Source organism: Gordonia mangrovi, from assembly GCF_024734075.1.
GTDB classification, from domain to species: domain Bacteria; phylum Actinomycetota; class Actinomycetes; order Mycobacteriales; family Mycobacteriaceae; genus Gordonia; species Gordonia mangrovi.
This window is the reverse complement of sequence record NZ_CP102850.1, coordinates 2,319,727-2,332,821: the sequence shown is the minus strand read 5'-3', so window position 1 is coordinate 2,332,821 and position 13,095 is coordinate 2,319,727. Positions and strand designations below refer to the sequence as shown.

Genomic DNA, 13,095 nt, shown 5'->3' with positions numbered 1-13,095 from the left:
TTCCCTCAGCTCTCGGTGGCGGCGGCGTTGTCCGACGGCTCGGCGGTCTCGGCACTCTCGACGAGGACGATCCCGTCGTCGTCGGAGTAGACGATGTCGCCGGGGTGAAAGGTCTCTCCGCCGATGGTCAGCGGGATGTCGCGGTCGCCGACGGCGGTCTTGGTGGACTTGCGCGGGTTGGTGCCCAGCGCCTTGACACCGATCGCCATCTCGCCGATCGCCTTGGCGTCGCGGATCGCGCCGTTGACGATGATCCCGACCCAGCCGTTGGATCGGCCGAGCTCGGCGATGATGTCGCCGACCAGCGCAGTGTGCACCGACTCCGCGCCGTCGATCACCAAGACCCCACCCGGGTTGGGCTCCGACAGGATCGACTTGAGCAGGGCGTTGTCCTGGAAGCACTTGACCGTGGTCACCCGGCCGACGAACTCGCGGTTGCCGCCGTATTGGGTGAACTGGGTGTCGCAGCTGCGGACGAGGTCGCCGATCTCGTCGACGAGATCGGCGGTCGGCGTGAAGGTCAGATCGGTCATGGCCACCAGTTTAGGCAGCCACGCAATTAGGTGTGACGCCCAGCCACAGCTATCGCAATTCGTTTCCGTCGGCAGGTGAACGAATGCAGACGGACCATTCTGCGCAGAACTGCTCCGCATCGATCGAGTCGATCTTTCCGTTGGACCCTGTAACTCTGCTGGTGAACCTGTTACCACGTGGGAGTTCCATCCCGACGCAGCCGACCTGGCTCACCGGCAGGCAAGACCACCTGATCGATCCCAATCACCACGCTGTCGTCGCCATCCTCGGTCGGACTCCCACACACACGGGGTGCGCCTCGTCGAGTCGCCAGGACCGTCCGATGACCTCGGCGGGACATTGGGTAGACGGGTGAAATACATGGCCCCGACGGCGAAGATCCCTGCCTTTATCTCAACCCTGTCTGTGGACCCCTACTCAGACGCCGAGTCAGAGTGGGACCTCCACCGGGGCGGGTCGTGGCCCGGCGAGGCGACTACTGACCGTTCTTACTCGCGCGAATTAGTCGGCGCACGCCCAGTATCGCGACGACGAGACCGACGACTAGGAAACTGATGATGTACGCGATCTCGCCACCGCTCGGGTCAATCTGGCCACGCCACCAGGCAATCCATCCATGGTAGGGCTGAGTTGCAATGAACAGGCCGGCCACAATCTGAACGATCGCCCAGAGGCGACCTGAGCTGGGAGTCCCCTCATCTGTCATACGGTGCTCACTTCTCGATTGTCACGCACGCGTACGGAGACCACTCACCGTTGGAGTGACTACTCCGTGTCCGTGTGCACACCTGGCTGCCATCTTTCGCGTTCCGATTGACGTCCAGCTTTTCCGACCAGGAGACGCCCGCAGACATCCACGTACAGCCCGGCTTCTCAATCACCTCACTGCGGGGATAGCCAAACTCGTCTGTGTAGTTGAACTCGTATCCGCGATTGCAGATGTTGCGCGGATACGGCGACCCTCCCGTGTCCAGTGTCGCCACAATATAGTCGATGTATTGACCTTCGCCTCGCACCGAGATGCAGTTGCGCGAAAGGAACTGTCCATTGGACATGGTGCACCCACTCGCGGACGCCGGCACTCTTGCGGGCGCGAGTATGTCGGCTACAGAGGGCGCCGACCGGGACTGTCGTAAGAAAATGGCGACAAGGTCAGACCCATTCGCTACCAGATCGAACCCGTCTTTAGCAGCGCTAAACAGGGTGGCGATCACTAGGTCACCCGGGGCCATCAGCGCAAGATTGTCCTCGTTGAGTGACTTCCAGTACGTGCCAGTGGGTATGTTCGTTTTCAGCACGATCCGATCGGGAGCTTCAGGCGCGAGCCTCGCGATGCTTACGCGCTGAACTCCGCCAAGCTGTTGGACACCGTATACGGTTTCTCGCACTCCCCCGGGGAAGCGCACCACAATGTCTTGCCCAGCAAGGGCAGTAGGAATTGTCACGACCATTGGACGGCTGTCCTTACGAGGGACACGCTGCCGGCGAGGACCGGTATCAGGAATGGGCACAATCGGCGATCGTCCTAGAGTGGCAGTCGGAATATCAGTTGGCGCGTGTGCACCCATATCCGGCCCACCGGAATCCGGCGTGTTCGTGTCACTGGGCACCGTCGGCGCTGTCACCACCGACGGTTGAGAAGTTGTGGTGGATGTCGGTCCGGGGTCGTGGCAGACGTACGCGACAGGCGGTGGCGGGGCTTCTGATGCCGGGCGGCCGTTGGATGCCGCCCAGGTCTGCGCCCACGCGCTGTTGTAGGCGGCCGTCTCACGCGCACACCGTTCAGCTGGCGTTTCCGCGTTTGCCGGATCATCCGCCGGCACCAGCAATGCAGCGAGAAGCACGATCGCGACCGCCCCGACACCCATCACTGCGGCAGCGAACTTGTGTCCGCTTCGCTTGGCCGCTCGCGGTTCAATCGTATTCAAAAGAATCCCCCGGACTATTAACGAAGACTCAGAGCCACATGCGTGCGGAGTGGATGTTGATCGTGTCGTCAGCGGTCGGTGTCGAGGCCGAGAACCGCACGATCACCCGCACTGTCGTCGGGCCGACGCATCCGTCAACCCGAACATGGACTCGCTTGGCGCGGATTGAGGCACGGTTGGTCTGCAGTGTCTTCTTGCCCAACGAAACCTCGGTGATTCGCCCCGGCTTGAGCTTGGCCGAAATCGACGGGCTGACCGACGCCGACCCGCCCACCGTCACGCCCGGCACGCCGCTGATCGTGACATTTGCGTTCGGCCCGATCGATGAGCCGAACCCGAACGTCGCACCGTCGCTGACATCGACCTGGCACCCCACGACGAGGAATTGCTCGATGACCGCGGACTGCACCGGCTGGGTCGGCTGACGCCCCTCCGCCTGAGTGATGAGGGCACCGACCCGGGCCGATACCCAGCCCTCACGCGAGGCGAAGCTGTTGGCGATGTTGCTCATAGAGTTGACGACCAACTCGCTGGCGCGCAGCTCCATCTTCCAACCATCATCGGTGACCAAGGAGTCGTACTTTGTCGCCAATGACGTCGGCGCAGCCGGACTAACCCCGGTACCAGACACCAACGCCGCCAGCGCAATACACACTGACGATACGACCAACCAGCTACGAGTACCCAACCCCGACCCCTTCCCCCACCCGCGGACCATCCGGCACCGCAGCGACCCCGAACGATGCGAGGTCACGTTTCCCGGCCCTTGGCATCGCAAACTTGAAATTCAACACAGCAAGGTACAACGGCAAGGAGACTGACACACGATGCGGCATCTGGCAACCGCCGGTTGCGGTCTACGCACCGTGATCATCGGTTAGATTTTGAATTCGAGATCACGGCCAGCACCGAAATCCTCCCGGAGACAGCGTCAAGACCTGTCGATGAGTGGGGTTTCAGGCTGTCTCCTCGACGTTTGGGGCGGCCTCGGTTCGACGAGTTTGCCCTTCTCGAAGGTGACGACCTCGCGGACCAGCTTCACCAAATGGTCGCGGTGTGTACTTGTGCGTACTAGACCGGTTCCTACCACCACCATGCGGGTACGGGCACGGCGTGGTCGGACTTGTGTGGCTATTGAGGCACCTGGGGAAACCGGAACCGTCGGGCCCCAAAGCGCTACCGCCCGGTGCCCATCGATCTGAGTCGACGGACATCGGCCCGGGGACCGCGGCATCCGCGCGTTACGATCACGCTGTGTAAACCGCTCAGCGCATCCGGTAGGGCTGCAGCGATCGCATAACAGGGGGATCGGGTTGTGAAGGACTCGGATTGGGTGGTCGTCGCCCGCGGCGCAGCGGAAACCATTGCGCACCTAGCGACCTCGCTGGGTAGCCGCTCAGCCGACGACGTGGACCTGTTCGCCTGCTGGACGGAGGACACCACGTTGTTCGTGGTCTTTCGGTCTCGTTGGGGCGCCGACGCGCCGCTCAGCGGTCTCGCCAGAGACATTCGGCTCGGCGACTACGACGGCCACTACGACGGCAAACCCGACCATCTGGGCGACGACATCCTGGCGTTCGACGTCATCGAACCCGCCGCATACCCCCTTGTTGCATCACGACGTTCCGACGCCATCCGCTGGCGCCGCCTACCCACCGACGCAACGTGGCAGCTGCCGCCGAGCCTGTCGGCGTTGCGGGGTTTACGCGACCACGACACTTCCAACGGACGCTACGTCGCATTTCTCGCTCCGCCAGAAATTCTGCGTAACCCACCTCCGACCATCCCACCCGCTACCAACCACACGCCCTCTGCATCGAGGCCGGTAACCAGCTATCGGTACTGGTCCTCCGATGTCATCGCACAGATCGATAGCCGTCCGATCGCGCTATGGCCACTTCCCTTTTCGAGCGGAGCCGACATCGTCGACATGCCGATAAGGATGATCGGCCACGGATGCGGTGTCGGCGCCGACCTCACCGGGTGGATCGCCGTGGCCACGAACGGCACATGCTCAGTGGAAGAGAAGTACTCCGCCACACGCGACGCCGGCGCGGCCGGGCTGATCATCCTCGCACCCGGCGATGACATCGAACGGCGTTACTGGACGACGCCCCGGGTGACCCTGACCGAGATGCCGGTACTGACCGCGATCGATCCAGCAGCGGTCGATCACCTGCTGACGGCAGCAACAGCGACAATCCGGTTCGACGCACAAGTCGTTGTCGATCAGCGCCATCCGTGAGTGAACACGACAAGCGCAATGAGGCGGCGCTGCCGGACGGACCACACCCTCGACGAGGTGAAGGCACGGGCCGTCGGCATGAGATGTGCCCAACCGGCAGGAGAGACTCTCGAGAAACGGCCGGTCAGGTGCACGTGTGCCCGCAGGTGATCGGTCAGCCCCGATCGCGGGATCTCGCCGAGGCCGCCGGCGGTAGGCGCTTGGTCCTCGTCGTTCTCGTCGACTTCGATCTCGTCGGGGTCTGCGTCCAGGCGTGGCGCTGGCCGGTGGCGGGCGAGGACCTCGAGGAGGCCGCCACTGCTGATCTGCCTGGATACGGCACCCAAACCCTTCGTGCGGGTCGTCCCACCTGACCAGTATCACCGCTGACCGTCACGGTCGGCGGTGCGCTTGTGACCTGCGTTGATGGGTGAGTTTGGCGTCGAATTTGCGTGCAATTCGTTCCGACTCCCGCAGAAAGGCGGTGGCGTCGACGTGGTTGAGCGCCTGCGGACCCAGACCAGGGAGAGCACCGATGGACCTGCCACCAGACCGCGAGTCCACGCCGTCTGCGGGCGACGTCCTGCGAGCCGTCGCACTGTGGGCGAAGGGCACGGTCCGCCCCCGACGGCCCGACCGACGCCTGGTCAACTCGATCACGGTCGACGAATTGCCCGACCGCGGTCCGACGGTGGCGGTGCGCGCCCTACCGCAAGTCGCTCGGCAGGTCCCGGCCATGGGACTCGTCGAGGGGCCTCGCCGCTGCGGCGCCTGCCGTCGGCGATGACGACGTTCGTCGTGGACCACCCCCACGCGACGTTCCTGGTGGACCCCGGGTTCTGCCGCGACGCCCGCGAGCGGGTGCTCGGCCAACTCCCGTGGATCACCCGACAGCTGGTGACACCGCCACGCGAGACGATCAGCACCGCCGACGGCCTGCGACGACATCCGCCCCGTCGTGCGCCCAACTTCGCGGTGGCGACCCACGCCCACTGGGACCACGTCTGCGGCTTGCTCGATCTGCCCGGTCTCGAGGTGCTGCTCCACCGGACCGAGCGGGACTGGATCATGGCAGGGCAGCCACCGCCGGCAGGGGCGTGCGCGGCGCGCTCACCGACGGGCGGCCGGTCACGACGTATGAGCTCGACGCCCACCGGCCGCCACGTTCACCTCCAGCCACGACCTGTTCGGCGACGGATCGGTCCTCATCGTCGGACTCGCCGGGCAGACCCCGGGCAGTGTGGGTGTACTCGCCGACTTCGGCCGGCTGGGTGCTGTTTGGCGGGTGACGCGGCCTGGCATCACGAACAGGTCGACCATCTCCGACAGAAACCCGCGATCCCCGGCGAATTCGTGGACGTCGACCAGGATGCTGCGTTCGCGTCGCTGCATCGTCAGCACCTGGCCCGCCATCTAGCGCGGGTCATCCCCACCCACGATTCCGATTCGTCGGCGCATCTGTGCAGCGGCGACGATTCCGCTGCTACCCGCCCGCCGTCCGGCCGATGATCGCGGCAACGTCGTCAGGACGCTGCGACACGACGAAATGCCGGGCCGGCCCCGATCACATCCACGTGCACCTCGACGCCCGCGTCGCTCAGTGTCCGGGCGTAGCGGCGTTGTTTCCACTCCCAGAAGTGCCGCCATCCGGGCATCCGTGGTGCCGCGACGACGAAGTCGACCGGTATGTCGAGCAGCGGCGACGTCCGACGCAGACCACGCAGCTGACGGTCCATGGCGGCGAAGACAGCGTTCTCCACCAGCAACGCCGTCATGAACCGCGGCTGACCGAACACCCGGCGCGCCCCAACGGCGTTGCTCATCGGTGAATCCCTCCGGCGGGGCCGGTACCACCAGGGACCAGACGCGCACACTCGGCCACCCGTGGATGCCCACGGCGGCCGTCACCGCGCGCCGCCTCCACCGCTCGTTGGCCCATCGACACACCCCATCCCGACGGCATCATCTTCCACGGCGCCATCACAAACGACCCATCGACCACCACGAGACCGGCCGAACGCTCCGGGTGGACCCGCCCGAAGCCTTCGACGTACAGCGACGCCAACGAGTGACCGACGACCAGCACCGGCCCGTCGACGACCACTGCGTCGAGCACCATCGCATCCGGTCGACCTCGTCGAGCAACTCGGGCACCTCGTCCACGGGCCGGGCACTCGACAAGCCGTATCCCGAGCGGTCGTATCGGATGACCCGACACCCCCGCCCGACGAGACGACCCGCCAACGCATCGAGGTCGAACCAATTGCTGCCCAATGCGGCCATCAGCAAGACCGGCCGACCGGCGCCCTCATCGATCACGTGCAGTCGATGGCGTCCGACGGGGATGACGGTCCCCGCGCGGTCGCCACCATCCGGGCCGCCCAGCATCGGGGTCAGTAACCCTGCGGCTTGGCCAGCGGGAACGCCAACGACTCCCGAATCGACTGGCCGGTGATGAGCATGACCACGCGGTCGACGCCCACACCCAGACCACCTGTCGGCGGCATCGCGTACTCGAGGGCCTGCAGGAAGTCCTCGTCGAGCTCCATCGCCTCGGCGTCGCCGCCGGCGGCCAGGATCGACTGGGCGGTCAGCCGGCTGCGCTGCTCCACCGGATCGGTCAGCTCGGTGTAGGCGGTGCCGAGCTCGACCCCCCAGGCCACCAGGTCCCACCGTTCGGCGACCCCCGGGATCGTCCGGTGCGCCCGCGTCAGCGGCGATGTGGAGGTCGGGAAGTTGATGTAGAACGTCGGGAACGTGGTCCGGTCCTCACCCAGGTGCTCGTACAGTTCCAGCACCACCTGCCCGGCATCCCAGTCCGGCCGGTGCGCGATGTCGAGGCGGTCGCAGACCGCCCGCAGGGTCTCCACCGGGGTGTCCGGCGTGATCTCCTCGCCGGCGCCTTCGGACACCACCTCGTGCACCGTCCGGACCGGCCACTCGCCCGAGATGTCGATGCGCTCTTCGTGACCGTCGTCATCGGTGCGCACGATCACCGGCTCGCCGTAGGCGGCAGCCGCCGCGTGCTGGATCATCTCCCGGGTCAAGTCCAGCATCTTCCGGTAGTCGCTGTGCGCCTCATAGGCTTCCAAGCTGGTGAACTCCGGGTTGTGGCTGAAGTCCACGCCCTCGTTGCGGAAGTTGCGGCCGATCTCGAACACCCTCTCCACCCCGCCGACGCAGAGGCGTTTGAGGTAGAGCTCCGGCGCGATCCGCAGATACAGGTCGAGGTCGTAGGCGTTGATGTGGGTCTGGAAGGGTGTCGCGTTGGCCCCTCCGTGGATCTGCTGGAGGATGGGCGTCTCCACCTCCAGGTAGCCCCGCGCTGCGAGGAAGTCGCGCAGCGACTTCACCACCACGCTGCGGGTGGCGAGCAGGTCGCGGCTGCGCGCGTTGATCGCGAGATCCACATAGCGCTGCCGCACCCGGGCCTCCGGATCGGTGAGACCGCTCCACTTGTCGGGTAGCGGGCGCAGGCACTTGCCGTTGAACCGCCAGGCGTCGATGAGGATCGACAGTTCGCCGGAGCGGCTACGGCCCACCACACCGCGCGCCTGCACGAGATCACCGAGGTCCACGTCGGATCCGAAGTCGGGGGTCCCCGGGATCATGGTGGCCGCCTCGACCAGGAGTTGCACCTGCCCGGACCAATCGTGCACCTCGGCAAAGGCCACCTTGCCGAAATCGCGCAGCCGCGTGACTCGTCCGGCGATCGTCACGGTGGTGCCTTCCGGCGCGGCGACGGCCTGGGCGATGGTGTGCGTCGGGGCGTCGGCGGGTGGGTACGCGTCGAAACCCTCGCTGGTCAGGCCGGCGAGCTTCGCCACCCGCACCCGCACCTGTTCGGGCCGGTGCACATCGGTTCCGGTCGGCTCGGCTTCGGCCGCGAGTTCGTCGAGCAGCGCCTCGACGTCGACGCCGGCGGGGATCGCCGAGGTGCCGTCGGTGTAGTGGCGGGCCCGCCCGAACCGCGGCAGCCGGACGAAGCCCTCGGTGACGATGGCCGCGAGACCCACTTTCGGCATCATGCGGTTGTCCTCGAAGCAGAGGTAGCGCGGCTGCCACTCGGGTCGGTATTTGGCGTTCGACTTGTACAGCGACTCCATCTGGAAGAACCGCGACCCGAACATCAGCACCGAGTAGGTCGCACGCATCGCGGGTCCGGCGCCGATGTCGGCTCCGTGTTCGAAGAACGCGCGGAACGCCGCGAAATTGAGCGAGATCTCGGTGACGCCGTACTGCTCGGATTCGCGGGCGAGTTCGGTCACCATCGTCTCCACGACGCCGTTGACGGCATTTCGGTCGCGACGCATCACGTCGAGGGACACACCAGTGCGTCCCCACGGCACGAAGGAGAGCATCCCGATGACGCGCTCCTCTGGAGTGCCCTCGTTCTGGATCGCCTCGACGAGCAGACAGTCGCCGTCGAGCGGGTCCCCCAGGCGGCCCAACGCCATGGCGAAACCACGTTCCTCGTCCGTGTCGCGCCAGGAATCGGCGCGGGCGATCATCTCCGCCATCTCCGACGGCTTCCCGTCGATCGAGCTTGTGCTCCCGTCGATCGAGCTTGTCGAGATCTCACTGTGGCGCCGGATACGCACGGTGACGCCTGCCCGCTTGGTGCGCGTCACGGCTTGCCGAACCGCCTTCATCGCCGGTCCGTTGATGCTGAAGTCGCGGGTCGGGATGATCGCCTCGTCGCCAATGTTGAGCGAACCGAATCCGGCGGCGTCGTAGGCGGCGGCACCACGGCTGCTGGTGCCCACAGCGGCCGGATGCCACCCATAGCGTTCACAGAGCACCAGGAACTCGGCGATCGCGTCGCCCCAGGAATCCGGGTCGCCGATCGGGTCGCCACCGGCCAGACCCACCCCCACCTCGACCCGGTAGGTGATCGCGGCGCGGCCATCCGGGGAGAACACCACCGCCTTGTCGCGGCGGGTGGAGAAGTAGGCCAGTGAGTCGTCGTCGTTGAACGTGGTGATCAGCGCACGGATGAGTCGCTCGTCGGCGGCGGTGATGAACGACCGGAGCCGCACCGAACGGAACAGCACCATCGCCGCCGCGATCAGCGCCAGTGCCCCGAACAATCCGAGCAGGCCGTTGACCGGAGCCAGCGCGTGCCGACCCTCGAACGCCGGTTGCTGATCGACCGAACCGAATGCCACCACCCGGTTCACCGCGTAGGGCAACCGGTCGGCGCGGGTCAGCGTGTGCGGGAACAGCCACACCAGCGCCCAGCCGAGCAGACTGCCGACGACGAGACCGGCGATCAGCACGCCCACCGCGCGCAGCAACGCTCCGCGCCGGACCCGGGTGTAGAACTGCCGATAGGTGACGATCAGGTAGGACAGCACGGCGACGTCGACGACGATTCCGATCCACAGATTGATGCGATCGGTACCGGTGACCGACAGATCGTCGGCCAGCGCAGGAATCAGGTAGATGGCGTTGCCGACGGTGAACAGCGCCAGGTAGACGACGCAGATCCACCAGGCGACCCGTTTGCGCATCGACAGTGCGAACGCCATCAGCGCCAGCACGAACGCCCACGCGAAGCTGGTGTCGGGCAGCGTGACGATGAACGTGTCGATGTAGTCACGCGGAATGTGGACGAGGTGTCGGAACCAGGGGAACAGACTCGACAGCAGCGAGACGACAGCCATCGCACCGAGCACAGTGCCCGCCACCCGGGGCGCCGATCGACGGAATCCGTGGGGCGACCGAATGCGGTCGAGGAGGTCACGCGAACGTCGCTCGGCGGCCGATGGTTGGTGCACGTGCTCGGCGACATCATCCGGCGCCGCAGTTCGCGGAATGTCCAACGTCATGGCTAAAACGTTAAGCGGGGCTCGCCTCAACGTCCGACGTTGGGCAATATGTGGGCGTGGACGGATCGGAGATCGATGAGGTGCCCATCCGCGATGAGTCGATCCGGTTGGGCCAGTTCCTCAAACTGGCCAACCTCATCGAATCCGGGGCGGAGGCGAAGGAAGTGATCGCCGACGGCGAGGTGTCGGTCAACGGCGAGGTGGAGACGCGGCGCGGGCGTCAGCTCGCGCCCGACGATGTCGTAGAGCTCGGTGGCCAGGTCTGCCGGGTCACCCGTGCGTGACCGGTATGGGTCGTCAGGCCTGTAGACGCCGCAGTTCGGCCGGGGTGATCAGACGTTCCGCCTCCGCGGGGAACGAGCGAGCAGATCGCACGCGACCGAAGCGCCCGGTGATCGAACTCAGCCTCGAGTGGCGGCGTGGACCGGAGGATGTATTGGACAACCTCATGACCAATCACTTCCCTGCTTTGCTACCAGACTATTCACTAGTGCGGACTCGGACTTTGAGACCTTGAACTCGCCCTACTCTAGTCGGTCGGCGGGTCGGGCCCAAGCGATATAGCGCGTTCAACAGACGTTGTCTTCGCCACACTCAGACCCCGTCTGCCGGGACCACCGAGTAAAGCTGTTCCTGTCTGTACGTCGATCATCTCACCGGAATCGTTACGGATTCGGTAGCGACAGGCGCGAATGTGTGAGCAGCCACACAGTGTTTCGCGTCCGCAAGCCTCGGCGGGCACGACCCATCCACGGACTCGGACGGCACCGAATACCGGTCGACAGACCCGCCGAGTCACGCGCCAGTCGTGCAGCAAGGAGTGATCATGGTCGATGTGTCCCGCACCTTCACCGTGCAGCGTCCCCGCGACGAGATCGTCGCCTATCTCCGAGACTTCGCCCATGCTGTCGAATGGGACCCGGGCACCCAGACGTGCGAGCAGCTCGGCACCGACCCCGTGGCCCAGGGCACCCAATGGCACAACGAGAGCAAGCTCTTCGGGATGTCGACGTCGCTGACCTACGAACTGACCACGGATCGACCCGACCATCTGGTGTTCACCGGCCGAAACAAGACGGCGACCTCGGTCGACGACATGAGTTTTCGCGCCGCGGATGCCGCCTCGACGGAAATCACCTATCGGGCGCACGTCCAGTTCAACGGCCTCGCCCGCCTGGCGGATCCGGTCGCCCAACTGGCCTTCCAGCGACTCGCCGGCACCGTGCCCGAGCAGATGACGCAGGTGCTCACCGGCCGCTGATCGGGTTCCGGTTCGGTTTCGCGCCGATCGAGGGCAGACCTCAGGATGACAGCGGGGCGTACAGCACCGCCTTGGCGAGCTGACGGGCGTGCCCCGGCAGTGCCGGGCCACGGAGGCCGTCGACGCGCACCACGCCGTCGATCAATCCCAGCGCCAGATCGACGAGCGATTGTGCCTCGTCGGCCCGCAGTCCGGGCCGGCACATCTGCACCAGTCGACGCCACTCGCCGACATAGTCCTGATAGTTGCGACCCAGGGCCATCATTTCGTCGTCGTCGAGCACCACCGAGTGCGACAAGCTGACGACAATCAGATCCCAGTGGGCCTGTGCGAAGCGCGTGTAGCAGGCCAGTAAGTCGTCGAGTGCCTGCTCGGCGTCCGCGCTGCGCGACAACACCTGTCCGAGCTCGAGCCACATCGCTTCGAAAGCACGGTTGAGCCCGCACACCAGCAGTTCACGTTTGCTGGCGAAGTGGTTGTAGACGCTCGGTCCGGCGATCCCGACGACCTCGCCGATGTCGTCGAGGCTGACGTTCGCGTATCCGTGTACGGCGAACATGGTGACGGCCGCGTTCAGCACCGCTTCACGCCGCGCCACCGGGAGGAGCCCGGCACCCGGATCCATCGGCACGGGTTCATCGGTGACCCGGGCTCCCGCGTCCGGCGTCGATTGCGGTCCGAGGGCGGATTCGACCGTTGCGCGCACGGCCGCCGACAGCATGCGATCCCGGTCGCCGGGCGGCACCGGCAGCGGCTTGTGCCCAGGCCAGTTCACGATGGCCAGCACCGACCATGCCGCGACCCGCGCAGGTACGGCGCCCGGCACCGCCTCCTTCTCGATGGCGGCGGTCAGGGCCTCGGACACGTCCACGATGCGCAACCGCAGATCTGCGCGTGCCGCGGGACCGATATGCCCCTTGTCGCGACTCCAGAGCACGTCGAGGGTTTGGGATTCCGCTGCGATGCCGACCACATTGTGTGCGACCTCGAATGGATCGCCGGCGTCGCGCACCGCCGCCTCGTAGCGGCTCAGCGCCTCGTCGAACGCCGCGACAAGGAGTTCCTGCTTGTTGCGGTAGTGGCGATACAGCGCGCTCGGCCCGATCCCGACACCCGCGGCGATGTCGCTCATCGCCACCGCGGCGTAACCCGAGGTGCGGAAGAGTTCGGCGGCCTTCGCGAGGATGTGCTGTTTGCGGTCCTTGGGCCGGGTACGTCGATCCGCCGCAGCTTCTGCGGGCAGAGTCGTCATGGCAGTCCTGTCGATCGTGCAGGCGTCCCCAGCGGTGGGGACATACCCCTACCTTGCCACCAGTT

At 65.8% G+C, this 13,095-nt stretch carries 12 protein-coding genes and 1 pseudogene; 6 read left to right on the top strand and 7 right to left on the bottom strand.

What is annotated here, in order from left to right; translation table 11 throughout:
- Nucleotides 1–5: 5 nt before the first annotated feature.
- Both rraA and NWF22_RS10600 read right to left on the bottom strand, forming a co-directional pair.
- On the bottom strand, nt 6–533 hold the full coding sequence (gene rraA / locus NWF22_RS10605) for a ribonuclease E activity regulator RraA (RefSeq protein ID WP_160901681.1): 528 nt from the start codon (nt 531–533) through the stop codon (nt 6–8).
- A 1,957-nt stretch (nt 534–2,490) separates the two neighbouring features.
- A complete protein-coding gene (locus NWF22_RS10600; protein WP_309249739.1) occupies nt 2,491–3,009 on the bottom strand; it encodes an MspA family porin in 519 nt (172 codons plus the stop codon).
- A gap of 768 nt (nt 3,010–3,777) precedes the next feature.
- On the opposite strand from NWF22_RS10600, the gene NWF22_RS10595 reads away from it, so the two are divergent.
- The 4 genes and pseudogenes from NWF22_RS10595 to NWF22_RS24555 all read left to right on the top strand — a co-directional run.
- The gene (locus NWF22_RS10595; RefSeq protein ID WP_160901679.1) at nt 3,778–4,707 is read left to right on the top strand and encodes a PA domain-containing protein; all 930 of its coding nucleotides are present in this window, start codon (nt 3,778–3,780) and stop codon (nt 4,705–4,707) included.
- 146 nt (nt 4,708–4,853) lie between these two features.
- Entirely contained in the window at nt 4,854–5,060 is a 207-nt protein-coding gene (locus NWF22_RS10590; RefSeq protein WP_160901678.1) for a hypothetical protein, read from the top strand.
- A 161-nt stretch (nt 5,061–5,221) separates the two neighbouring features.
- On the top strand, nt 5,222–5,473 hold the full coding sequence (locus NWF22_RS10585; RefSeq protein ID WP_160901677.1) for a hypothetical protein: 252 nt from the start codon (nt 5,222–5,224) through the stop codon (nt 5,471–5,473).
- A pseudogene (locus NWF22_RS24555) lies at nt 5,470–5,745 on the top strand (MBL fold metallo-hydrolase); the annotation flags it as partial. The gene NWF22_RS10585 and the pseudogene NWF22_RS24555, both read left to right, overlap by 4 nt.
- Nucleotides 5,746–5,814: 69 nt before the next feature.
- On the opposite strand, the gene NWF22_RS10580 reads toward NWF22_RS24555, so the two are convergent.
- The 4 genes from NWF22_RS10580 to lysX all read right to left on the bottom strand — a co-directional run bounded on the left by NWF22_RS10580 (nt 5,815) and on the right by lysX (nt 10,517).
- Nucleotides 5,815–6,078 carry a hypothetical protein gene (locus NWF22_RS10580; RefSeq protein WP_233751029.1) on the bottom strand — a complete coding sequence of 88 codons (264 nt, stop codon included), beginning with the start codon at nt 6,076–6,078 and terminating at the stop codon, nt 5,815–5,817.
- 131 nt (nt 6,079–6,209) lie between these two features.
- The gene (locus tag NWF22_RS10575; RefSeq protein ID WP_233751028.1) at nt 6,210–6,509 is read right to left on the bottom strand and encodes a hypothetical protein; all 300 of its coding nucleotides are present in this window, start codon (nt 6,507–6,509) and stop codon (nt 6,210–6,212) included.
- A complete protein-coding gene (locus NWF22_RS10570; protein ID WP_233751027.1) occupies nt 6,506–6,805 on the bottom strand; it encodes a hypothetical protein in 300 nt (99 codons plus the stop codon). Before NWF22_RS10570 ends, NWF22_RS10575 begins: the two co-directional genes overlap by 4 nt.
- 274 nt (nt 6,806–7,079) lie before the next feature.
- Nucleotides 7,080–10,517 carry a bifunctional lysylphosphatidylglycerol synthetase/lysine--tRNA ligase LysX gene (gene lysX / locus NWF22_RS10565; protein WP_160901675.1) on the bottom strand — a complete coding sequence of 1,146 codons (3,438 nt, stop codon included), beginning with the start codon at nt 10,515–10,517 and terminating at the stop codon, nt 7,080–7,082.
- A 56-nt stretch (nt 10,518–10,573) separates the two neighbouring features.
- On the opposite strand from lysX, the gene NWF22_RS10560 reads away from it, so the two are divergent.
- Both NWF22_RS10560 and NWF22_RS10555 read left to right on the top strand, forming a co-directional pair.
- Nucleotides 10,574–10,801: an RNA-binding S4 domain-containing protein gene (locus NWF22_RS10560; RefSeq protein ID WP_160901674.1), complete on the top strand. Its 228-nt coding sequence runs from the start codon at nt 10,574–10,576 to the stop codon at nt 10,799–10,801.
- Between the two features lie 542 nt (nt 10,802–11,343).
- Complete coding sequence (locus tag NWF22_RS10555; RefSeq protein ID WP_160901673.1) at nt 11,344–11,778, top strand: SRPBCC family protein; 435 nt, start codon at nt 11,344–11,346, stop codon at nt 11,776–11,778.
- A gap of 40 nt (nt 11,779–11,818) precedes the next feature.
- Here the strand turns inward: NWF22_RS10555 and NWF22_RS10550 are convergent, their stop codons facing one another.
- Nucleotides 11,819–13,030, bottom strand: coding sequence for a TetR/AcrR family transcriptional regulator (locus NWF22_RS10550; RefSeq protein WP_160901672.1), 1,212 nt, complete (start codon nt 13,028–13,030; stop codon nt 11,819–11,821).
- Between the last annotated feature and the right edge of the window lie 65 nt (nt 13,031–13,095).